Annotated in this window: 22 protein-coding genes and 1 CRISPR repeat array (1 of these 23 cut by a window edge); of the genes, 4 read left to right on the top strand and 18 right to left on the bottom strand. The window is 61.4% G+C overall.

What is annotated here, in order from left to right:
* A CRISPR array of direct repeats spans window positions 1–617; the repeat unit is 28 nt; unit sequence GGCTCCCCCACAGACGTGGGGATGGACC (it extends 448 nt beyond the left edge of the window).
* Between the two features lie 287 nt (window positions 618–904).
* Window positions 905–2,350 (top strand): sensor domain-containing diguanylate cyclase, encoded by a 1,446-nt coding sequence (locus GE253_RS09195; RefSeq protein ID WP_173012568.1) that lies wholly within the window; start codon window positions 905–907, stop codon window positions 2,348–2,350.
* On the opposite strand, the gene GE253_RS09200 is transcribed toward GE253_RS09195, so the two are convergent.
* Window positions 2,324–2,899 (bottom strand): RsmD family RNA methyltransferase, encoded by a 576-nt coding sequence (locus GE253_RS09200; RefSeq protein WP_348770803.1) that lies wholly within the window; start codon window positions 2,897–2,899, stop codon window positions 2,324–2,326. The genes GE253_RS09195 and GE253_RS09200 overlap by 27 nt on opposite strands.
* Complete coding sequence (locus GE253_RS09205) at window positions 2,880–4,253, bottom strand: pseudouridine synthase (protein ID WP_247878565.1); 1,374 nt, start codon at window positions 4,251–4,253, stop codon at window positions 2,880–2,882. The genes GE253_RS09200 and GE253_RS09205 overlap by 20 nt, the downstream gene beginning before the upstream one ends.
* Window positions 4,254–4,299: 46 nt before the next feature.
* On the opposite strand from GE253_RS09205, the gene GE253_RS09210 reads away from it, so the two are divergent.
* On the top strand, window positions 4,300–4,734 hold the full coding sequence (locus GE253_RS09210; protein ID WP_153203963.1) for a nucleoside deaminase: 435 nt from the start codon (window positions 4,300–4,302) through the stop codon (window positions 4,732–4,734).
* Between the two features lie 3 nt (window positions 4,735–4,737).
* Here the strand turns inward: GE253_RS09210 and GE253_RS09215 are convergent, their stop codons facing one another.
* Complete coding sequence (locus GE253_RS09215) at window positions 4,738–5,001, bottom strand: succinate dehydrogenase assembly factor 2 (protein ID WP_247878566.1); 264 nt, start codon at window positions 4,999–5,001, stop codon at window positions 4,738–4,740.
* A 105-nt stretch (window positions 5,002–5,106) separates the two neighbouring features.
* Between GE253_RS09215 and recG the strand changes: the two genes are divergently transcribed.
* Window positions 5,107–7,191, top strand: a complete 2,085-nt coding sequence (recG, locus tag GE253_RS09220) for an ATP-dependent DNA helicase RecG (protein ID WP_153203821.1) — start codon at window positions 5,107–5,109, stop codon at window positions 7,189–7,191.
* A 19-nt stretch (window positions 7,192–7,210) separates the two neighbouring features.
* Here the strand turns inward: recG and GE253_RS09225 are convergent, their stop codons facing one another.
* The gene (locus tag GE253_RS09225) at window positions 7,211–8,332 is read right to left on the bottom strand and encodes a TIR domain-containing protein (RefSeq protein WP_153203822.1); all 1,122 of its coding nucleotides are present in this window, start codon (window positions 8,330–8,332) and stop codon (window positions 7,211–7,213) included.
* Between the two features lie 96 nt (window positions 8,333–8,428).
* A complete protein-coding gene (locus GE253_RS09230; RefSeq protein WP_348770804.1) occupies window positions 8,429–8,767 on the bottom strand; it encodes a helix-turn-helix domain-containing protein in 339 nt (112 codons plus the stop codon).
* Window positions 8,768–8,940: 173 nt separating this feature from the next.
* Here GE253_RS09230 and GE253_RS09235 point away from each other — a divergent pair, with 173 nt between their 5' ends.
* Window positions 8,941–9,240 carry a hypothetical protein gene (locus GE253_RS09235; protein WP_153203824.1) on the top strand — a complete coding sequence of 100 codons (300 nt, stop codon included), beginning with the start codon at window positions 8,941–8,943 and terminating at the stop codon, window positions 9,238–9,240.
* Between the two features lie 112 nt (window positions 9,241–9,352).
* On the opposite strand, the gene GE253_RS09240 is transcribed toward GE253_RS09235, so the two are convergent.
* From GE253_RS09240 to nuoG, 13 genes are all read right to left on the bottom strand, one after another.
* Window positions 9,353–9,598, bottom strand: a complete 246-nt coding sequence (locus GE253_RS09240) for a DUF1467 family protein (protein ID WP_153203825.1) — start codon at window positions 9,596–9,598, stop codon at window positions 9,353–9,355.
* A 12-nt stretch (window positions 9,599–9,610) separates the two neighbouring features.
* Window positions 9,611–10,015: a methylmalonyl-CoA epimerase gene (gene mce / locus GE253_RS09245; protein ID WP_153203826.1), complete on the bottom strand. Its 405-nt coding sequence runs from the start codon at window positions 10,013–10,015 to the stop codon at window positions 9,611–9,613.
* A 94-nt stretch (window positions 10,016–10,109) separates the two neighbouring features.
* A complete protein-coding gene (locus GE253_RS09250) occupies window positions 10,110–11,795 on the bottom strand; it encodes a ribonuclease J (protein WP_153203827.1) in 1,686 nt (561 codons plus the stop codon).
* Entirely contained in the window at window positions 11,792–12,595 is an 804-nt protein-coding gene (locus tag GE253_RS09255) for a type III pantothenate kinase (protein WP_153203828.1), read from the bottom strand. Before GE253_RS09255 ends, GE253_RS09250 begins: the two co-directional genes overlap by 4 nt.
* Before the next feature lie 5 nt (window positions 12,596–12,600).
* Window positions 12,601–13,386, bottom strand: a complete 786-nt coding sequence (locus GE253_RS09260; RefSeq protein WP_153203829.1) for a biotin--[acetyl-CoA-carboxylase] ligase — start codon at window positions 13,384–13,386, stop codon at window positions 12,601–12,603.
* Window positions 13,387–13,396: 10 nt separating this feature from the next.
* A complete protein-coding gene (gene nuoN / locus GE253_RS09265; protein WP_153203830.1) occupies window positions 13,397–14,845 on the bottom strand; it encodes an NADH-quinone oxidoreductase subunit NuoN in 1,449 nt (482 codons plus the stop codon).
* Between the two features lie 3 nt (window positions 14,846–14,848).
* Complete coding sequence (locus tag GE253_RS09270; protein WP_153203831.1) at window positions 14,849–16,441, bottom strand: NADH-quinone oxidoreductase subunit M; 1,593 nt, start codon at window positions 16,439–16,441, stop codon at window positions 14,849–14,851.
* Window positions 16,442–16,459: 18 nt separating this feature from the next.
* On the bottom strand, window positions 16,460–18,397 hold the full coding sequence (gene nuoL / locus GE253_RS09275) for an NADH-quinone oxidoreductase subunit L (protein ID WP_153203832.1): 1,938 nt from the start codon (window positions 18,395–18,397) through the stop codon (window positions 16,460–16,462).
* Between the two features lie 10 nt (window positions 18,398–18,407).
* The gene (gene nuoK / locus GE253_RS09280) at window positions 18,408–18,716 is read right to left on the bottom strand and encodes an NADH-quinone oxidoreductase subunit NuoK (protein ID WP_029014783.1); all 309 of its coding nucleotides are present in this window, start codon (window positions 18,714–18,716) and stop codon (window positions 18,408–18,410) included.
* Window positions 18,717–18,721: 5 nt separating this feature from the next.
* Window positions 18,722–19,330 (bottom strand): NADH-quinone oxidoreductase subunit J, encoded by a 609-nt coding sequence (locus tag GE253_RS09285; RefSeq protein ID WP_153203833.1) that lies wholly within the window; start codon window positions 19,328–19,330, stop codon window positions 18,722–18,724.
* A gap of 108 nt (window positions 19,331–19,438) precedes the next feature.
* Window positions 19,439–19,927, bottom strand: a complete 489-nt coding sequence (nuoI, locus tag GE253_RS09290; RefSeq protein WP_089288128.1) for an NADH-quinone oxidoreductase subunit NuoI — start codon at window positions 19,925–19,927, stop codon at window positions 19,439–19,441.
* 55 nt (window positions 19,928–19,982) lie between these two features.
* Complete coding sequence (nuoH, locus tag GE253_RS09295) at window positions 19,983–21,002, bottom strand: NADH-quinone oxidoreductase subunit NuoH (RefSeq protein ID WP_153203834.1); 1,020 nt, start codon at window positions 21,000–21,002, stop codon at window positions 19,983–19,985.
* Window positions 21,003–21,008: 6 nt separating this feature from the next.
* Window positions 21,009–23,075, bottom strand: coding sequence for an NADH-quinone oxidoreductase subunit NuoG (gene nuoG / locus GE253_RS09300; protein WP_153203835.1), 2,067 nt, complete (start codon window positions 23,073–23,075; stop codon window positions 21,009–21,011).
* Window position 23,076 lies beyond the last annotated feature (1 nt).

Raw genomic sequence — 23,076 nt, forward strand, 5'->3', positions numbered from 1 at the left:
ATGGACCTTGACCAAAATAGTTTTGCTGATCGTAAGCGAAGGCTCCCCCACAGACGTGGGGATGGACCCGCCTGCTCGAGCAGCGGTATTGCCGTCGTTGCGGCTCCCCCACAGACGTGGGGATGGACCCCGCATCCATCGCACGATGACAGGATAACCGCCGGCTCCCCCACAGACGTGGGGATGGACCTCGATCGTAGCATTCCTGATCCAGCACTTTATCGGCTCCCCCACAGACGTGGGGATGGACCCCGAGGAAGCAAAATGACTAGCAGCATCGCCGCGGCTCCCCCACAGACGTGGGGATGGACCTGACGGCACCATCCTGATCCAGTCTTACCGCGAGGCTCCCCCACAGACGTGGGGATGGACCCGCCATGTACCAGGCCAATGAGCGGGTTGAAGCGGCTCCCCCACAGACGTGGGGATGGACCTGATACAGGATGGGTTAACGGTAGTGTCAGTCAGGCTCCCCCACAGACGTGGGGATGGACCCGGCAGGCTGAAACCGCTGCCTGGTCACAGGCCGGCTCCCCCACAGACGTGGGGATGGACCTTCGTCGTCGGGATCGAGACCAGCCTTGCGGATGGCTCCCCCACAGACGTGAGGATGGACCTGCGGCACCGTGATGTGCCGCTCTCTGCTTTCGGGCTCCCTGGCGCTCCACCCGGTCCGGGGCAGGTCCAGCCGCGAATCAGTCCCCCTCATGCCGCGGGCAGAATCCATCAGGATGGCAACCTAACCCAAAGTGTCGTCACGCCCCCCTGTGCGCTGCACACAGACATGCTAAGCTCCACTTGAATTCGCTTTTCATTATGCGTCAGGCGGACGATGCCCATCAGAACCGGACATACCGCAGCCAGATTATATTTCTGGCTTGCCACGTTTCTCGCCCTGGGGCTGTTGGCCATCATTCTGGGACAGTTGGCAGAGGACAGGGCGAAAACACGCGCCGCTGCCACAGCCTCCGCCAGCAATGTCGGCAATGCCCTGGCCACGGATATCGGCGGCTCCCTCAATACGCTGGAACGGATGCTGCTGGGCGTGCGGGGGGCCATCACCGCCGGTGACACGCACCTGGCGCGCGAACGGCTGGACATGCTGTTGCTGGCCATGCCGGATGCGATAAAGCTGGCCGGGGCGACCAATGGCAATGGTCTTATTGTGCTGGGCAATGCCGGCAGTGATTATGACCAGCAGAATCTAAGCTGGCGTCCCTATTTCGCCCACCATCGGGAAAGCCCGGACACCGGCCTTCATATCTCCGGCCCTTATGCCGCCTTGTCCGACGGGACGCCGCTGATTGTCGCCAGCCTGCGGCTGGATGATGCGCAGGGACGGTTCGCCGGCGTTCTGGTCGCCGGCATCCAACTGACCTATTTCAACAAGCTGTTCGATCGCATCGGCCTGGAAACCGGTGGTTCGATAACCCTGTTTACCGGTAATGGTATCGTTATCGGCCGCCGCCCCTATGATCCGCAGGTGATCGGCCGTGATCTTTCCAAATTTCGCGGTGTCAGCCGCGCCATCGCCGGGGAACGGGTGTTTGAGGATGTGGCCGCCATCGACCATGTTAAGCGGCTCTATGTCTCCACACCCATCACCGGTTATCCGCTTTTCATCAATGTCGCCCAATCGACCGACACCATTTTCCGGAATTGGGCGGACAAGACCATGACCATCGGTGCCACGACCACCGCACTGGTGGGGGGGATGATCCTGCTGGTCTGCCTGCTTTACTGCGAAAATGGCCGCCGGGGAGAGATGCAGATGCAGTTGGCCGAAGCCAACCGGCAATTGCATCAGGCGGCGGAGACCGATGCGCTGACCGGTGTCGCCAACCGCCGCCGCGTCGAAAGGCTATTGGCCGATTACAGCAAGGCCGGGTCGACACATTTCAGCGTATTGATGCTGGATATCGACCTGTTCAAGACGTTCAATGATCGCTATGGGCATGAGGCCGGGGACAAGGCCCTGCGCGCGGTTGCCCAGACCCTGGCTGAAGCGCTGCCGGCGGCGCAGGATCTGGTGGCCCGTTATGGCGGGGAGGAGTTCATTATTCTGCTCCCCCACAGCAATATCGACAATGCGCAAACGGTGGCGGAACATATCCGCGCCCGTGTCGCCGCCCTGCAGATCCCCCATGCGGACAGCCCCTACCACACCATCACCGTCAGCATCGGGTTGGCCGGCGTCGGCAACCTGAACGATCTGCCGCCCGAAGAACTGGTGCGGCTGGCGGACAAGGCGCTGTACCGCTCCAAGCAGGCGGGTCGCAACCGGGTGACCATCAGCCCTTTTGTCCCGCAGAAGGCCAATGAGTCAGACAGCACCCGCGAGGCAGCGTAGGAACAGGATGCGCGCCTGGGTATAGGCGCGTTCATCCAGCATCGCAAACCCCGGCGGGACGGTCAGCGGGTCACGCTCCCCCACCTCCACACAGACCAGCGCACCGGGCGCCAGCCAGCCCGCTGCCGACAGGGCGGTGAGTGCCGGCGGGGCCAGATCCTGCGCATAGGGCGGGTCCAGAAAGGCCAGTGTTGCCGCCGCCGGGGCCGCCGGCGGCTTGCCGGCGTCGCCCAGGATGAAGCGGCAGCGCGCCGTCACCCCCAGGCTGTCGGCATTGCGCCGCGCCATGTCCAGCGATGGGCGGGCCTTGTCCAGCAGCAGGGCGCTGGCGCCCCCGCGTGACAAAGCTTCCAGCGCCAGGGCACCGGTGCCGCAAAAGGCATCCAGCACCACGGCGCCGTCCAGCACATCGCCGCCATCGGCCGCCCAATCGCCATGGGCCAGAATGTTGAACAGGGATTGCCGGGTCCGGTCGCTGGTGGGGCGCACATCGCGCCCCGTCGGTGCCTCCAGCCGCCGGCCGCGCAACTCACCGCCGACGATTCGCACCCTTGCCCCCTGCATCACCGCGCGGCCCCTTGGCCGGGGTGGGTTTGGCAGCCCGACGCGGTGCTGCCGGCCCATCCGCCGGGATATCGCCCTTGGACAAGGCACGGTCCATCGCCGCCACTGCCTTGCGGGCGGAATCGCTCAAGCCCGCCGCGGCGGCGCGGCGGTCGGCGGCATTGGTCGGGCGGGCATCCACCGCCGGCTTTCCCGCCATATGGGGGCCGGGCTTTGGCTTGGGCTTGCCCCCCAGCATCCGTTCCACATTATCCCGCGCCTTGGCCGCCGACGGGCGGCCGGCCGGCTTGACACCGCCCTTGGTGGCGGCGGCTGGGGCCTGTTCCGCCATGGCCTTGGGCAAGCGGTCATAGCGCATACGCGGTGCCGGCTTTGGGGCCGCACCGGGGGCCGGCGGCGGTTCCACCGCATCGGCGGGGAAGAAATCGGGGATCTGCTCGCGCAGCACGCGGCGCGGCACCTCCTCCACCTCGCCACGATCCAGCTTGCCCAACTGGAACGGACCATAGGCGACGCGGATCAGCCGGCTGACCGGCAGGCCCAGATAATCGAAGACGCGGCGAACTTCGCGGTTCTTACCTTCGCGCAAACCCACGGTCAGCCAGGAATTATAGCCGACCGTGCGGTCGATCACCGTTTCGATCGGGCCATAGGCGATGCCATCCACCACCACCCCTTCCGCCAGCCGGCGCATGGTTTCCGGCGTCGGCGTACCATGCACGCGGATGCGGTAACGGCGCAGCCAGCCGGTGCTGGGCAGTTCCAGGAAGCGGGCCAGCTCCCCATCATTGGTCAGCAGCAGCAGCCCTTCGGACGAGAGATCCAGCCGGCCCACCGACACCACGCGCGGCAGGTCGCCCGGCAGATTGTCGAACACGGTGGCGCGGCCCTGTTCATCGCGGGCCGTCGTCACCAGCCCCTCGGGCTTGTGGTAGCGCCACAGGCGCGTCGGCTCCGGCTCGGCCACGGCCTTGCCATCCACCACAATACGGTCGCCATCGCGCACCAGAAAGGCGGGGCTGTCCAGCACCCGCCCATTCACGGACACGCGGCGGTCGGCGATCAGCTTTTCAGCGTCGCGCCGGGAGCAGACACCGGCGCGGGCAAGACGTTTGGCAACGCGTTCACCCCCCGGCAGGGGGGCGGCATCGGTCGTTTCGGCATCATCGGCGACGTCTTCGACGGCCACCTGATGCAAGGGATCATACGGAATACGGGACATGGTGGCGGACTTTACGCGGGAGCCTGCCCCAGGTAAAGCGCCGCCAGCCACCGCCGCCGCCATGGGTGCCGCGCGCTTGACGGGGGGCAGCGCCGGGGGCAGCCTTGGGCCCATCATGCCCAAGCCTCCCGCGCCGATATCCGCCAGCCCCCCCCCTGCCCCCATGGACCTCGCCTTTGCCGAGGCAGCATCCGCTGCCGCGCGGGGCGAGGTGCCGGTGGGTGCCGTGATCCTGGACCCGCGCGACGGCCGCATCCTGGCCAGCGCCGGCAACCGGACGGAGGAGCTGGCCGACCCCACCGCCCATGCCGAAATCCTGGCCATCCGCGCAGCGGCGGCCAGCCTGGGCAGCGCCCGCCTGCCGGGCCTGGACCTGTATGTAACGCTGGAACCGTGCGCCATGTGCGCGGCGGCGATCAGTTTCGCCCGCCTGCGCCGGGTCTATTTCGGCGCCTATGATCCAAAGGGCGGGGCCGTGGAGCACGGCCCCCGCTTCTTCCAACAGCCCACCTGCCACCACGCCCCGGAAACCTATGGCGGTTTCCAGGAACGCCGGGCGGCGGAACAACTGCGCCGCTTCTTCAAGGCACGGCGCTGACGGTCACACCACCTGATGGGCTTGCAACTTCTCCATCAACGGCCCCTGCCATTCGGCGGGCACGGGTTCCACCTTGGTGATCCAGTTATAGATGTCAGGGTCTGGATTCTCCATCAGTGCCTCATAGGCATCCACTTCCGCCTCGCTCATCCCGGCCAGATATTGCCGGGCAAAGCTGCCCATCAGCAGGTCCATTTCCTTGGTGCCGCGATGTTCGCTGCGGAAAATCAGGCGTTTGCGACGATTATCCAATTCCATCTCGCTCATCTCTGCCATCATCGGGGTTCCAGTTCCAATTGACGGTAGGATATAGAGCCCCAACGGCTTTCTGTCAGCCACCCCGCTTCGTTTCGCCCTACCGGAGCCCGCCCTTTGCGCCCCGTCATCCTGTTCCCCCTTTTCGCCCCCATCACCAGCCTGCCGGGCCTGGGGCCGCGTCTTGGCAAGCTGGCGGAGCGGCTGGCCGGCCCGCATGTGGTGGATTTGCTGTGGCACAAGCCGGTCGGCATCGTCGACCGCATCGCCGTGCCCTCCATCAGCGAAGCACCGGAGGGGCGCAATGTGGTGCTGACCGTGCGGGTGGATGGGCATATGCCGCCGCTGGCCCCCAACCGGCCCTACCGCATCCGCTGCATGGACCATACGGGCCTGATGGATCTGGTTTATTTCCACATCAAGGGCGACTGGCTGAAGGAAAAGCTGCCCGTCGGCAGCCTGATCACCGTCTCTGGCAAGGCGGAATATTATAATAACCAGCTCCAGATTGCCCACCCGGACCATGCCGCCCCGGTGGAGGATGGCGCCCCCGCCACCTCTGCCGTTGAACCCACATATCCCCTGACCGGCGGCCTGAACCCCAAGCCCCTGCGCAACGCCATCCAGGCGGCGCTGTCCCGCGCCCCACAACTGCCGGAATGGCAGGATGCGGCCTGGCTGAAGCGGCGCGACTGGCCGGATTGGCACAGCGCGCTCACCCGCCTGCACAACCCGGTGGATGAGGCGGATATCAACCCGCTTGGCCCCGTGCGCCAGCGTCTGGCCTATGATGAGTTGCTGGCCAACCAGTTGGCGCTGGCCCTGGTGCGCGCCGCGCAGAAGAAGCTGGCGGGCCGCGTGGTGGAAGGCGACGGTCGCCTGCGCGTCCAGATCACAGCCGCCCTGCCCTATCAACTGACCCACGCCCAGGCCCGCTCCCTGGCGGAGATTTACGCCGACATGGCCCAGCCATCGCGCATGTTGCGGCTGTTGCAGGGCGATGTGGGCAGCGGCAAAACCGTTGTGGCGTTGATGGCTTTGTTGAACGCGGTGGAAACCGGGGCGCAGGGGGCGCTGATGGCCCCCACCGAAATCCTGGCCCGCCAGCACGCCGAAACCCTGGCCCCCCTCTGCGAGGCTGCCGGCGTTCGGCTGGCCGTGCTGACCGGGCGCGACAAGGGCAAGGCGCGCGCTGCCCTGCTGGAAAGGCTGGCGGCGGGGGAGATCGACATTCTGATCGGCACCCATGCCCTGTTTCAAGACGAGGTGGCCTTTGCCGATCTGGCGCTGGCGGTGATCGACGAACAGCACAAGTTCGGCGTTCACCAGCGCCTGCAACTGGCGGCCAAGGGGCGCGGGGTGGATACGCTGGTGATGACGGCCACGCCCATTCCCCGCACCCTGACCCTGACCGCCTATGGCGATATGGATGTCTCCCGCCTGGATGAAAAGCCGCCGGGCCGCCAGCCGGTGAAAACCGTGGTGATGCATTCGGACCGGCTGGAAGAGGTGGTATCCGGCCTGCCCCGCGCCATCGGGTCCGGCCAACGTATCTATTGGGTGTGCCCGCTGGTGGATGAAAGCGAACAGGTCGATCTGGCCGCCGCCACCCACCGCCACGCCGCCTTGCTGGAACGGTTCGGCGACCGGGTGGGCCTGATCCATGGCAAGATGAAGGGGCCGGAAAAGGATGCCGTGATGGCCGCCTTTGCCGAGGGGCACCTGGATATTCTGGTGGCGACCACGGTGATTGAGGTTGGCGTGAATGTGCCGGAAGCCACCATCATGATCATCGAACATGCCGAACGCTTTGGCTTGGCCCAGTTGCACCAGTTGCGCGGCCGGGTGGGCCGCGGTTCCGGTGCCTCCACCTGCCTGCTGCTCTATTACCAGCCGCTGGGGGAGGTCGCCCGCCAGCGCCTGCAGGTGATGAAGGAGACGGAAGACGGCTTCCTGATCGCCGAAAAAGACCTGGAACTGCGCGGGGCCGGCGAAATGCTGGGCACCAAGCAATCCGGCATCCCGGAATTCCGGCTGGCCGATGTGGCCGTGCATGGGGAACTGCTGGCGGTCGCGCGCGATGACGCCAAACTGATCATCGAGCGCGACCCGGAACTAGCGTCCGAACGCGGGGTTGCGTTACGGACGCTGCTTTATCTGTTTGAGCGGGATGCGGCGGTGAAGTATCTGAGGTCGGGGTGAGATTTTATATAATACCCAGTCAAATTAGACCTTCCCGCTCCAGCACAAGCCTTACCTCTTCAAATGAGGCAGAAATATTTCCCTTAGGGAACCTTATTTGACCTAAGCCCTGTATATTCGAAAATTCTTCACAACCCTCTTCCAGAAGAATAATAGATCTTGTAAATCCTAATCTACCTTGAAACAATCCCGCTTCATGTATAACGTTCATGCGCGCATGATTTTTACCGTCAGACATTTCATCTTCGGCAGTCATAATAAGAAAAGCGATTGACGCAGAATCAAGCATCTGAATCAATCGAGATATATTTGTAACACCAGCAACTGGAACGCGATTAAATTCATCCCAAGGCAGTCCCACCCTATCTTTTATGAAATCTTTTAACTCCCTCCATAACATGGAGCGCCCATGACCAATAAACACATTCGTACCCTCTCTTTTTGAAGAAATGTTTCTATTATGTTTTCTTTCCAGATGCGAAGCAGCTCGTCTTGCGATGTCAGAAATATTTTTACAAGCAGAGAAAATATATTCGATACGAGATACAATCGCGATAATTTCAATGTGAGGCGGTGTCAAATGCCCTTGAGATGCGGCCAGATAATCTCGAGTCATCGTACTGCCTTTGGGCATCATTCTTTTTATTATATCATTTACACTAAAAATTTCTATTGAGTCCAAATCTCCCTTGAGGCGAGACAAAAAAGTATCAGGAGCGATATCAAGCTCAGATTCTAAAATAGATGCAATTCTATAGATAGATTCCTCAAAAGAACGAATCGCATCCTTCGCCAATGATTGAATTTCATCAAGATTTGGATTTCCAGAGCACTGTTTAATATAATTAATTATAAAATCATATTGATATTCAACCCAATCACCGGTTGAGCCAAGCTCAGTAAATGACATGTCTTTTGCCCCCCACTCAGCGCTGAAATTTGCGCCAGCAGGAGTTGGCACTAGGTTTTCGTAATATATGCGAGAGTGATACCCCAACCAAGAACCCGAGAATGATTTTGCGACTTTACTAGCACTTTCCTTCAAGGCTGAAAGTGGGGCTTTTACCCTAGGCGATCCACCTACTGATACCTGAAACTCCAACTGCCTCACAACCTCAAACAAATCTTCATGAATAGTCATTTTTACCTCAGGCGCAGGCGTATTAATATCTATGGATAGGATAAATAAAATAGCTTCTTATTCAATCCGAAAAGGATGGATACAATTGAATTATCTCTAATTGCCCCTCACCAACCGCACTCCCTCCCCTTTATCACCAGCCGCCGGGATGAACTCGATCCCGGCAGCTTCCAGGGTGCGCCAGAGTTTCAGGTAAACATCCACGCGCACGGCCACACCCCGTTCAAGCCGTTGAACGGTGTTCCCTGACACGACGGCCCGATCCGCCAATTCCTGCTGTGTCCAGCCCAGGAGAGAGCGTGCGGCCCTTATCTGACGCGGTGATATTCCAGCCATGCTGACAGCCCACCCTGTCCGGTGGGCGCCGTCTATTTCGGGGTTTATAAAATCTGTTACTGATGTAAAATACATCAGTAACGGCAGATATATGACCATTCAGCGGGATAAGGCAGCAGTCCCATGAACGAATCAAGCCTCTCCCCTGAGGCGCATTTGCGTCAGGCGTGCCTTGGGAATCCGGATTTGGGGCAGCTACAGCTTGCCCCGGCCCACGATATGGTCGCCGGCTGGCGCAGGGGCTGGGCGGGCTGCCTTGCTGGGAAAGCCTGATGGCGGAACTCTGGACCGCCGGTTACCTGCCCCATCTTTTCCGGTTGGCCCTGGCCCCGGCGCAGTTCCGGATGCTCTGCCCCCTGGCGGCGTATTTTCTGAAAATGCCCTGGCTGACGGACAGTCTGGGCGGGCCTTTTCCCCTGTCCGGCGGTACGCCGGCGCGCGACTGGCTGCTCTCCATCACCGCCGCCCCCTGGTCCACCACGGCCCAGGCCACGCGGATCGGGGATATTGAACTGGTCTGCCTGCCGCTTCAGGGGCCGGAACTCGCCGGCGGGGTGTTCCGTTGCCCATAGTGCGCAACCGTAACGCCAGACACATCGCGCCCTGTGCAGAAGCGATTCCCCCTTCAAGGGATGGGGGATGGGGGACAGAGGGCAACGACAATGCGACGACCCGGACGCAACGTTACTCACGCATCAGCGCCCGCCAATCGATCCAGCCATAGTAGCTGGTGGCCCAGGCAGCCAGCACCAGCAGGGCGGAGATGATGCTGGTCCAGATAAATTTCTTGATTAACAGAGGGTTGGCGGGGGCACCGGGCTGGTGCCCCACCTGTTCAGCCGCCTCGCGTTTCACGCCGAACGGCAGCACGGCGAACAAAACCGTCCACCAGACTGTGAAATAGATCGCCGCCCAGGTCGCCCAGCCCATGATGTGCTCCCGTCAAACCTTCTCGATTTCAACCAAGGTGCCGTAAAGATCCTTGGGATGCAGGAACAGAACCGGCTTGCCATGGGCGCCGATCTTCGGTTCCCCATCCCCCAGCACACGCAGCCCGTCGGCCTTCAGCTTGTCCCGGGCAGCCAGAATATCCTCCACCTCGTAACAGACATGGTGAATACCACCGGACGGGTTGCTGGCCAGGAACTTGGCGATCGGGCTGCCCTCCCCGAACGGGTGCAGCAGTTCGATCTTGGTGTTGGGTAATTCCACGAACACCGTGGTCACGCCATGGTCGGGCAGGTCCAGCGCCGCACTGACCTTGGCCCCCAGCGTATCCCGATAAGTTGCGGTAGCCGCCGCCAGATCAGGCACCACGATGGCGACATGGTTCAAACGACCGATCATTTCTTCCCCCTGTTCATTATTTTATCGACAGATAAACATAAGGGTCGGGCACCGAAAGCCCCGGCCCTTGCGACATGGTGGCGCGCACGGGAAACTAAATACGAACCAGATGGATTTCCGTCATCGGCTTGCGGCCCTGCATCGCGGAGAAATTACGCCGTACCGCCACCCGTGCGGCCTCCTTCACGGAGGAATCCTCAAGCCTTGCGGTACGCGACAACTGGTCCACCGCCCCCCGGATGCGGCTGATCAAATCCGTCATCTCCTCCTCATACTCATCCTCTTCCAGCAGCCCCATGATGGAGACTTTGGGATCGGCCAGAAGGTCGCCACGCGGCGTCATCACCAGCGTTACCACCACCGCCCCGCTCTGCGCCATGCGGGTGCGGCCGCGCAGCGCGTGATTATTCATCGGAACGATGCGCTTGCCATCAATGCAAAGCCGGCCGGCATGGACATGTCCCACCAGCGCCGCCGGTCCGGGGGCCAACCGGATTGCCCCGCCATCCTCCGGTATCAGCACCTCCGGCACCTGACAACCGCGCGCCAATTCGGCATGGGCGGCCAGATGGCGGCCTTCCCCATGCACCGGCACGGCGACCTTGGGGCGGACCCATTGATACATCTGCACCAGCTCTTCGCGCGCCGGATGGCCGGAGACATGCACGAAGGCATCATCGGCCGTGATGATCTTGATGCCCCGCCGCAGCAGGCCGTTCTGGATCTTGCCGATTGACTTCTCATTGCCGGGAATTTCACGGGCAGAGAAGATCACCACGTCACCGCGTTCCAGCGTCACATCCGGGTGTTCGCCCGTCGCCATACGCGACAGGGCAGCGCGGGGCTCACCCTGGCTGCCGGTGCAGATCAACAGCACCTTTTCGCGCGGCAGGAAGCCCGCTTCCTTTTCTGTCAGGAAGGGCGGCAGATCGGTCAGGTAGCCATTCTCGCGCGCTGCGTCATTGATGCGCCAGAGGGAGCGGCCCACCAGCGCCACCTGCCGGTCATGCGCATGGGCCGCCTGGGTGATTGAATGGAGCCGCGCCACGTTGCTCGCAAAGCAGGTGACGGCGATCCGCGTATCCTTATACTGGCCGAACAGGTCCATGAAGCTGTCACGGACTTCTGATTCGGAACCGGAACGACCGGGCACCAGCGCATTAGTGCTGTCGCACACCATAGCGGTGACGCCTTCCCGGCCCAGATTCTGCAGCGCCGTCTCATTCGACAGCAGGCCGATCACCGGATCGGGGTCCAGCTTCCAGTCACCCGTATGCAGCACCGTACCCGCCGGCGTACGAATTACAACGGCGTTCGGTTCGGGGATGGAGTGGGTCAGGCTGATCAGTTCGATATCGAAAGGACCAATATGGGCGCGGCCGCCAAGGGGCAGCGCGTGGATCGGCACCTTGTTCTGCAGCCCCTTTTCCGTCAGCTTCGCCTTCAAGAAGCTGGCTGCAAAGGGCGTGCACCAGACCGGGACGCGCAAATCCTCCCACAGATAGGGAATGGCGCCCAGATGATCCTCATGCGCGTGCGTCACCAGGATGCCGGCCAGATCGCCCAGCCGCTCCTCGATAAAGCTGGTATCGGGCAAAATAATCTCGATACCGGGTGTCGTTTCGTCAGCGAAACTGACCCCAAGATCAACCATCAGCCACTTGCCGGCGTGATGGTAGAGGTTGAGATTCATGCCGATTTCGCCGGAACCGCCTAGCGGCAGGAAATACAGGGCGGCGGGATCGAAATCCTCAGTCGTCAAATGTTTGCTATCGCTCATTCGGTCCTGTTTTCAGTCCGGGGGCTGTTGCGTTCGTGGATCAACCGGAGACCCCGCAACGTCAGGTCTCCATCAATATGGTGGATCAGGTTGCTTTCCTCGGCGAACAGGCGCACCAGGCCGCCCGTGCCAATGACCGTCACCTTGCGCGAACCGTCGGGTGACAGTTCGGCGATAATCCGTTTCAAAATCCCTTCGATCAGGCCGGTATAACCCCAGAACATGCCGGATTGCATGGCCCCCACCGTGCCGCGCCCGATGGCGCTGGCGGGTCGCAGGATATCCACCTTGGGCAATTGGGCGGCCACCTTATGCAGGGCATCCAGGGAAAGCGCCGGGCCGGGTGCTATGACACCGCCCAGAAACCCACCTGTCTCATCCACCACGTCAAAGGTGGTACCGGTGCCGATATCGATCACCACCAGCGGTACTGGATAGGAGGCACGGGCGGATATGGCATTGACCAACCGGTCGGCCCCCGCTTCGCGCGGATTATCCAGCTTGATCTCAATCCCCAGATCGACGCGCGGATCGCCCACCCGCTTCGGTTCGCAACCGAAATGTTCTTCGCATAGCTTGGTCAGGGCGTAGGTCTGGGCGGGTACCACAGACGACAGAATGGCATCGGTAATATCAGCAGGCTTCAGGCCCTTCATCGCCATCAGGCTGATCAACCAGACGGCATATTCATCGGCAGTACGCTGGCTGTTGGTAGAGATGCGCCAATGGCCCCGGATCGCCGCACCCTCGAACACAGCGAAGACCACATTGGTGTTACCGGCATCAATGGCCAACAGCATCGGCCCTACCCTTCCCTACCAAAAAAGACGTCACCCGCCGTAATACGCCGAATGCACCCATCACAATCAACCAGCAGAGCGCCATCCATATCAAGATCAAGCAATATGCCGGAGAAATTTTCATGCGCCAACCGCACCGTGACCGGTGCCCCCAACCCCTGCGCCGCGTTCAACCACGCGGCGCGGATGGGAGCGAAGCCCTGGCGCAGCAGACGCTGATACCATCGTTCAAAATGGCGGCTGTAATGGGCCAGGACAAGACGCGGGGTGATATCACCCACCGCACCCACCGCCCTTAAGCAGGTAGCGGGATAGGGCGTGTCATCCGGAAAGGCTGACACATTGATGCCAGTACCCAGCACCAACCAATCGACCAATCCTGTCGGGCCGGGCTCTGACTCCAGCAGAATGCCAGAAATCTTTGCACCGCCGACCAATACGTCATTGGGCCATTTCAATGTTGGGCGTGCCGGTGTCAGCTCAGCCACCGTCTCCGCCACAGCCAAGGCCGCCACGAAGGAGAGCAGCGCCGCATCGGCTGGCGGCAAGGTCGGCCGCAAGATCAGGGAGCAGGCAAGGTTCCCCTCCGGCGAATTCCAGACGCGGCCCCGGCGGCCCCGCCCACCCGTCTGTTGGTGGGCGAAGATCAGGGTGCCTTCCGGCGCACCCTGACGCGCCATCTCCTTGGCCTCGTCATTGGTACTGCCGCAGTTTTCCAACTCCACCAAATAAAAGAACGCGGGCAGCTGGGCTGCCCGCGTTGCTTCATTCATCTCTTCAGACTGGTTCATGCCGATGCCGTCAACGGGCACCGAACAGAGAAGCTGCCGCGGCCGCTGCACCGGAGGTGATCGGCGCCAGGAAGAAGATATAGACCGGGAACACGAACAGGGCCGCCCCCGTGGCCACCGCACCCGTCAACAGGGCCGGCCGGTCGAGCTGTTCCGTCACATCATCAAAATACATCACCTTGATGACGCGCAGATAATAGTAGCAGCTAATGCCCGACGCGATAACGCCGATGATAGCCAGACCGTAAAGCTGGGACTGGATGGCCGGCAGGAACACCGCCCACTTGCCCCAGAAACCAGCCGCCGGCGGCACGCCAGCCAGGGACCACATGAACACCGCCATGGCAAAGGCCAGCAGCGGGTGGGTCTTGGACAGGCCAGCCAGATCAGCAACCTCCTCCACCGCACGGCCATTCTGCCGCATGGACAGGATGATGGCGAACACACCGACATTCATGGCGAGATAGATCGCCAGATAAATCAGCACGCCGCGCACGCCTTCCTGGCTACCAGCCGAAAGACCAACCAGCGCGTAACCAATATGACCGATGGAGCTGTAGGCCATCAGACGCTTGATGTTCTTCTGCTGAATGGCCCCCAGCGAACCGACGATCATTGAGGCAGCCGCACAGAACCAGATCACCTGATGCCACTGCGCCGTCAGATCGCCGAAGGGGCCGACCAGAACGCGGATGAACAGGCTCATCGCCGCCACCTTCGGTGCCACGGCAAAGAAGGAGGTAACCGACGTGGGGGCACCTTCATAGACGTCCGGCGTCCACATATGGAACGGCACGGCGGAAATCTTGAAGGCTAGACCCGCGGACACGAACACCATCCCGACGATCACACCCAGCGAGGGGGTGCCGGTCAGCACCTCAGCCAAGCGCTCAAAGCTGACGCTGCCGGTGAAGCCATAGATCAGGCTGGAACCGTAGAGCAGAAGACCGGAGGACAGCGCGCCCAGCACAAAATACTTCAGGCCGGCTTCCGAGGACTTGACCGTGTCGCGCTTGAAGGCGGCCAGCACGTAGAGTGCCAACGACTGCAGTTCCAACCCGATATAGAGCGAAATCAGGTTGTTGGCAGACACCATGCCCATCATGCCGAGCGTCGCCAGGACGGCCAAGACCGGATATTCGAAACGGGCAACCCGCTCCTTTTCCAGATAATTGATCGACAGAATGATCGACAGGCCGGAAGCCGTCAGGATCAGCAGCTTGGCGAACACCGCGAACGGGTCGGTGACAAACAGACCGTTGAAGGTAACGACGCGACCGGTCAGCCCCACACCGGTGACGGCCAGGAAGCCGGCACCGATCAGGGAGGCCACGGCCAGCCAGGAGACCAGACGCAGGGAGCCTTCACCCCGGAAGACGCCGATCAACAGCAGCGCCATGGCGGCAACGGCCAGAAAGATCTCCGGCAAGGCAGGGATCAGGTCGGGAAAGGTTGCCATGGCTCAGTTCTCGCTCGCCTTGTCGGCCACCGGCTGCCCTTGGGCGGCAGTCGACGCGGTCTCTTGGGTGACGTGTGCGGTCTGGGTCGGCTGGGCTTCGATCAGCCCGGCCGAACGCAGGGACGCCTGATGATCCGCCAGGATCTTCTCCAGCGTCGGATTATAGACATTCTGGAAGCTGGCCGGATAGACGCCCATGATGATCACAATGGCGACCAGCGGGGCGAAGAAGCTGACTTCCTTCCAGTTCAGATCCTGCATCGCCTTGACTTCCGGCTTGTCCAGCTTGCCGAAGAACAGCTTGCGGAACAACAGCAGCATATAGGCGGCACCCAGAACCAGACCGGTGGCGGAGAACAGGCCGACCCAGGTATTCGCCTCAAACGCCCCCAGCATGGTCAGGAACTCACCGACGAAGCCAGAGGTGCCCGGCAGACCGACCGAGGCGAACATGAAGATCGCAAACACCACCGCATAGCGCGGCATGTTCTTGGCCATGCCGCCATAGGCAGCCATCTCGCGGGTATGCAGGCGGTTATAGGCCACACCGATGCAGAGGAACAGCGCGGCCGACACGAAGGTGTGGCTCAGCATCTGGAACATCGCACCGTCCAGACCCTGCTGGTTCATGGTGAAGATGCCCATGGACACGTAACCCATATGGGCCACGGAGCTGTAGGCGATCATCTTCTTCATGTCGCTCTGCGCCAGCGCCACCAGTGAGGTGTAGATGATAGCGCCGATGGACATCACGAAGACCAGATTCTGGAAGTAGAAGCTGGCTTCCGGCAGCATCTGGATATTGGCCCGGATCAGACCATAGCCACCCATCTTCAGCATCACGCCGGCCAGCATCACCGACCCGGCGGTCGGCGCTTCGACGTGGGCGAACGGCAACCAGGTATGGGCCGGCCAGATCGGCGTCTTCACCGCAAAGGCGATGAAGAAGGCCAGCCACAGCCAGATCTGCATGTTGGAGCTGAACGGGTAGTCCACCATCACACGCATATCCATGGTGCCGGCGGTCAGATACATGGCCAGGATGGCCAGCAGCATCAGCACCGAACCCACGAACGTGTAGATGAAGAACTTGTAGGAGGCATAGACGCGGTTGGGACCACCCCAGATACCGATCATCAGGAACATCGGCAGCAGCACCCCTTCGAAGAAGAAGTAGAACAGCACGAAGTCCAGCGCGGTGAACATGCCAACCAGCATGGTTTCCAGAACCAGCAGGGCGATCATGAATTCCTTGACGCGCTTTTCAACCGCATCCCAGGAGGCCACCACACAGATCGGCGTCAGCAAGGTGGAGGCCAGGACGAACCAGACCGACACCCCGTCAATGCCCTTAATATAGGCAATGTTGAAGGCCGGCAGCCATTGCACCTCCTCCACGAGCTGGAAGCCCGGATTGGAAGGGTCGAAGCCGGTCAGGATGAACAGCGAAACAACGAAGGTGATGATCGACGTCCACAGCGCCACACTTTTGGCGTTGCGCGCGACATTCTGCTCCTCACCCCGAATCAGCAGAATGAACAACGCGCCGACAAGGGGCAGGAACGTCGTCAGCGAAAGGATCGGCACATCGGCCATTTCGAAAGACTCCCTACCTCAGCGCGCCAGGAAGAACCAGCCGGCCAACGCGACCACGCCGATCACCATCACAAAAGCATAATGGTACACATAACCAGACTGCAGCCGGCTGGCGACGACCGAGAGGCCGCGCGTCACCTTGGCCGCCCCATCGGGGCCCAGACCATCGATGATGGCCACATCGCCCACCTTCCACAGACCGAAGCCGAGCTTCATGGCCGGACGGACGAACAGGGCATTGTACAGCTCATCAAACATGTATTTGCGGAACACGAAGGCATGGATGGCCTTGAAGGTGCCGACAAAGGCCGCCGGCAGGCCCGGTGCGAACATGTAGAAGACATAGGCCAGTGCGATACCGGTCAGACCGGCGACCAGCGGAGCATAGGGCACCCAGCCGGGCACATGGTGGGCCGCATCGATGATCGTGCCATGCTCACCCGCCAGCATGAAGATGCTGCCGGACCAGAATTCCGCCAACTCATGGCCGACGAACCAATCCTTGGCGACGATACCGGCCAGAACCGCACCAGTGGCCAGCACGAACAGCGGCGCCAGCATCACCAGCGGGCTTTCATGCACATGCGCCATCACCTTTTCGGAAGCGCGCGGCTTGCCGTGGAAGGTCATGATCAGCAGACGCCAGCTATAGAAGGCGGTCATGAAGGCAGCGGCGATACCCATCCAGAAGGCGAAGTTGCCGATGCCCGTATGCTTGGCAAACGCCACTTCCAGGATCATGTCCTTGGAGTAGAAGCCGGCGAAGATCGGGATACCAGCCAGCGCCAGATTGCCGATCCACATCATCACATAGGTGACGGGGATCTGCTTCCAGATGCCGCCCATGTTGCGCATGTCCTGTTCATCGGACATGGCATGGATCACCGAACCGGCGCCCAGGAACAACAGCGCCTTGAAGAAAGCGTGGGTCATCAGGTGGAACACGGCGGCCGGATAGGCGCCGACACCGATGGCAAAGAACATGTAACCAAGCTGGCTCATCGTCGAATAGGCGATGACGCGCTTAATGTCGAACTGGGTCAGGCCGATGGTGGCGGCGACGAACGCCGTCAACGCACCCAGCACCGTCACCACTTCCAGCGCTACCGGCGCATATTCGAACACCGGGCTCATACGCGCCAGCATGAAGACACCGGCGGTCACCATGGTGGCCGCGTGGATCAGCGCCGACACCGGGGTCGGGCCTTCCATGGCGTCCGGCAGCCATGTGTGCAGGCCCAACTGGGCCGACTTGCCCATGGCACCGACAAACAGCAGCAGGCAGGCGCAGGTCAGGGCATGAACCTGGAAGCCCAGGAAGTTGAAGGTAGCGTCCGCCTTGGAAGCGGCCTGCGCGAAGATCGTATCGAACTGCACACTGCCGAAGATGACGAACACGGCCATGATGCCCAGCGCAAAGCCGAAATCGCCCACGCGGTTGACCAGGAACGCCTTCATGGAAGCGTCGTTGGCGCTCTTCTTCTCGTACCAGAAATTGATCAGCAGGTAGGAGGCAACGCCCACGCCTTCCCAGCCGAAGAACATCTGGAGCAGGTTGTCGGCGGTCACCAGCATCAGCATCATGAAGGTGAACAGCGACAGATAGGCCATGAAGCGAGCTTTGCTCGGATCATGGCTCATATAGCCGACCGAGTAGACATGCACCATGGCGGAGACGCCGTTAACCACGACCAGCATGACGGCCGTGAGCGTATCAATCCGCAGCGACCAGGACACCTCGAAGGTGCCGCTGTCGATCCAAGTGAACAGGTGGATGGTGCGCGCTGCCTCGTGCCCACCGAAACCGATTTCGGTGAAGAGCAACACGGACAGCACGGCGGCGGTCAGCACGCCGGCACAGGTGACGATCTGGGCACCCCGGTCGCCGATCAGGCGACCGAAGAACCCGGCGATGAAGGCGCCCAACAGGGGCAGGAAGATGGCAGCGATTTCCATGATGCCCGCCTCAACCCTTCATCATGTTGATGTCTTCAACCGCGATCGTGCCGCGGTTGCGGAAGTACACCACCAGGATCGCCAGACCGATCGCCGCCTCTGCGGCAGCCACGGTCAGGATGAACATGGTGAAAATCTGGCCCACCAGGTCATTGAGATAGACCGAGAAGGCCACCAGATTGATGTTGACCGCCAGCAGGATCATTTCCACGGACATCAGGATGATGATCACGTTCTTCCGGTTCAGGAAGATGCCGAACACGCCGATGGTGAACAACACCGCCGACAGGATCAGGTAATGCGAAAGTCCAACTTCCAACATGATCAGACGCCTCCCCGCGTCGGCACCTTACGCACCGCGACAACCTGGTCGCGTTTGCGGTCAAGCTGCTGGCCGATCTCCTGGCGGCGGACACCCTTGCGCGACCGCAGGGTCAGCACGATGGCGCCGATCATCGCAACCAGCAGGATCAGGCCGGAAGCCTGGAAGGCGTAAACGTAGTCGGTATAGAGGATATGGCCGATGGCCTGCGTATTGGTCAGTTCCGACACTGGCGGGATGGCCGTGGGGCCTCCCGCGGCCTCTACCGGGCCGATCAACTGCGTCGCAGCCAGGAAGCCCAGTTCCACCGCCAGGATGCCGCCGACCACCAGGCCAACCGGCATATAGCGCAGGAAACCATGCCGCAGTTCCTGGAAGTTGATGTCGAGCATCATCACCACGAACAGGAACAGCACCGCCACCGCGCCGACATAGACGATGACCAGGATCATGGCCACGAATTCGGCACCGATCAGCACGAACAAGGCCGCTGCGCTGAAGAAGGCGAGGATAAGGAACAACACCGAGTGAACGGGGTTCTTGGCGGTGATCACCCGCACGGCCGAAGCCAGCAGGATCGCGGCGAACACGAAGAATGCGATATTCACCATGGTTACGCCGCCTCCGGCGCGGGTCGTTTGCTGAAACAGGTCACGGAGGATACTCCGGGCGAAGGGCAGGCGGACGTTCCGGCGGGATCGCCGGAACGCCAAGGGTTTTTATCGGTACGGCGCATCTGCCGCAAGATTGGCAGCGATCAGGGCTTCCCAGCGGTCGCCATTCGCCAGCAGCTTTTCCTTATTATAGAAAAGCTCCTCGCGGGTTTCCGTGGCGAATTCCAGGTTCGGGCCCTCAACGATGGCATCCACAGGGCAGGCCTCCTGGCACAGGCCACAATAGATGCATTTCGTCATATCGATGTCGTAACGCGTGGTACGGCGGCTGCCATCCTCACGCGGTTCGGCCTCGATGGTGATGGCCAGAGCCGGGCAGATCGCTTCGCAAAGCTTGCAGGCGATGCAGCGTTCTTCACCGTTCGGGTAGCGGCGCAACGCATGTTCACCGCGGAAGCGCGGGCTGGTTGGCCCGCGCTCATACGGATAGTTGATGGTTGCCCGCGGACGGAACATGTAGCTGAATGTCAGCGCCATGCCCTTCACAAGCTCCACCAGGAACAGGCCGCGCGCGGTACGGTCGAGCAGGGCCATGATCACCTCCATAACCGGGCGGGGGAACGGATCCCCCTGCCCTTTACAAGCGATATCACTTCGGCAGCAGGTCGAAATAGACCAGGACACCGGCGGTCAGGACGACCCAGATCAACGAGAACGGCAGGAAGACCTTCCAACCCAGACGCATCAACTGATCATAGCGGTAACGCGGCAGCGTCGCGCGGACCCAGATGAAGCAGAACAGGCAGAAGCAGATCTTCAAGATGAACCAGAGCGGACCCGGTATCCAGTTCAACGGCGCGATGTCCAACGGCGGAAGCCAACCACCCAGGAACAGGATGGAGGTCATGCCGCTCATCAGGATCATGTTGATGTACTCGCCCAGGAAGAACAGGGCGAACGCCATCGACGAATATTCGACGTTGAAACCACCGGACAGCTCGGATTCACCTTCCGGCAAATCGAACGGGGCGCGGTTGGTTTCCGCCAGAGCCGAGATGAAGAAGATGATGAACATCGGGAACAGCGGAATGAAGAACCAGATGCTCTTCTGCGCTTCCACGATCTTCGACAGGTTCAGCGACCCGACGCACAGCAGCACCGTGATGATCACGAGGCCGATGGAGACCTCGTAAGAGACCATCTGTGCCGCTGCGCGCAGACCACCCAGGAAGGCGTATTTCGAGTTCGACGCCCAGCCTGCCATGATGATGCCATAGACACCCAGCGAACTGATGGCAAAGAGATAGAGGACGCCGACATTGATATCCGCCAGCACCAGCCCTTCACCGAACGGTATCACCGCCCAGGCGACCAGCGCCAACAGGAAGGTCAGCATCGGTGCCGCCAGGAAGACGACGCGGTTGGCACCGGCAGGAATGATGACTTCCTTGCTCAGCAGCTTCAAACCGTCAGCGAATGCCTGCAACAAGCCCCAGGGACCGACAAGGGCCGGACCTTGGCGAAGCTGCATCGCCGCCATCACCTTGCGTTCGAAATAGGTCAACATGGCCATGCCGATCAGCAATGGCACGGTGATGACCAGGATCGACGCGACGATCCGGACGATCAGCGGCAACTGATCCCACAGGTGGGCCCAATTCTCCAACATCGTCGCTTACTCCGCAGCGGCGGCCGGCAAAGCCGGCTTCAGGAAGGCTTCCGTACATTGCGCCATCGTCTGCGAGGCGCGGCTGATCGGGTCCGTCATATAGAAATTCTCGATCGGCGACGCGAAATGCGCATCGGCAATGGTGCCAGCCTGACCAAACGGCCCCCAAACCGAGGGAACCAGACGGTCCAGCGTAGCGAATACCGGATTGACCTGCACCAGACGCTGGCGCAGTTGGGCCAACGTGTCATAGGGCAACGCCTGCCCCAGCTCCGTCGACAAAGCGCGCAGGATCTTCCAGTCTTCGCGTGCCTCACCCAGGGGGAAGGTGGCGAAACGGGCGTGCTGTACGCGGCCCTCAGTATTGACGTAAGTGGCGTTCTTCTCCGTATAGGCGGCACCCGGCAGGATCACGTCGGCGCGATGCGCGCCACGGTCGCCATGATGGCCCTGATAGACCACGAAGGCCTTACCCAGCTTGGCACCATCAATCTCATCCGCACCCAGCAGATAGACCGCCTCGATCTCACCCGACTGCGCACCAGCCAGGATGCCCGCCAGATCGCGGCCACCCGGACCCGGCAAGAAGCCGGCATCCAGCGCGCCAACCCGGCCAGCGGCCAGATGCAGCACATTGAAACCGTTCCAGTCTTCCCGCACGGCGCCGACATTTTCGGCAATGGCGCGGGATGCTGCCTGAACGGCCAGCCCGTCGCCACGGCGCAGCGCGCCGGCACCCAGAATGATCAGCGGGTTCTTGGCAGCCTTCAGCGTTTCGACAAACGGATGCGAGCCATCGGCCAGGGCCGACAGAACAGAGCCGCTATTGCCCAGGAATTCGGTCGGATAGGTCAGATCGAAATTCTGGCCAACGACAGCAACCTTCTTCAGCTTGCCTGTCAGATAGGTCTTGCGGATGCGGGCATTGACCAGCGGGGCTTCCCAACGCGGGTTGGTGCCGATCAGCAGCACGACATCGGCATTTTCAATCCCGGCAATGCCGGTGTTGAAAATATAGCCGGCGCGATTGCTGGTATCGAACTGCGCGCCATCCTGGCGGCAATCCAGGTTCGCCGAACCCAGCTTGGTCAGCAGATCCTTCAGCGCAACAACGCTTTCGACATCGACAAGATCACCGGCGATACCGGCAATCTTGCTGCCCGGCACATTGGCCAGACGGGTCTTGATGGCGGCAAACGCCTCAGCCCAGGTCGCCGGCTTCAGCTTACCATCGGTGCCACGCACATAGGGGCGATCCAGACGCTGACGCTTCAGACCATCAATGGCATAGCGCGTCTTGTCGCTGATCCATTCCTCGTTCACATCCTCATGCAGACGCGGAAGAACGCGCAACACTTCGCCGCCACGGGCGTCGACGCGGATGTTGGAGCCGACGGCATCCATCACGTCGATGCTCTCGGTCTTGCGCAACTCCCAAGGCCGCGCATTAAACGCGTAGGGCTTGGAGGTCAGCGCACCGACGGGGCAAACATCAACGAGGTTGCCCGACATTTCCGAATTCACACCGACTTCCAGCGCCGGGGTTATTTCCAGATGCTCGCCACGGGCCAGACCGCCCAGGGCCGGCACGCCGGCAATCTCATCCACGAAGCGGATGCAGCGGGTGCACTGGATGCAGCGGGTCATATAGGTCCGGATCAGCGGACCCATATATTTATCCTTCACCGCCCGCTTGTTCTCCTCATACCGGCCACGATCATAGCCGTAGGAGACCGCCTGGTCCTGCAGATCGCACTCACCACCCTGGTCGCAGATCGGGCAATCCAGCGGGTGGTTGATCAGCAGGAATTCCATCACGCCCTTACGGGCCTTATGGACGGTGTCGGTGTTGGTCTTGACGACCATCCCCTCACCCGCCGGCATGGCACAGGATGCCACCGGCTTCGGGCTGCGCTCCACCTCAACGAGGCACATGCGGCAGTTGGCGGGAACGGACAGGCGCTCGTGGTAGCAGAAGCGCGGCACCTCGATGCCGAGCTGCTCGCAAGCCTGAAGCACGGAGGTGCCGGGGGCGACTTCGACCTCGATACCGTCGATTGTGAGCTTGGGCATG

This window comes from Niveispirillum sp. SYP-B3756 (genome assembly GCF_009495745.1).
Taxonomy (GTDB): domain Bacteria; phylum Pseudomonadota; class Alphaproteobacteria; order Azospirillales; family Azospirillaceae; genus Niveispirillum.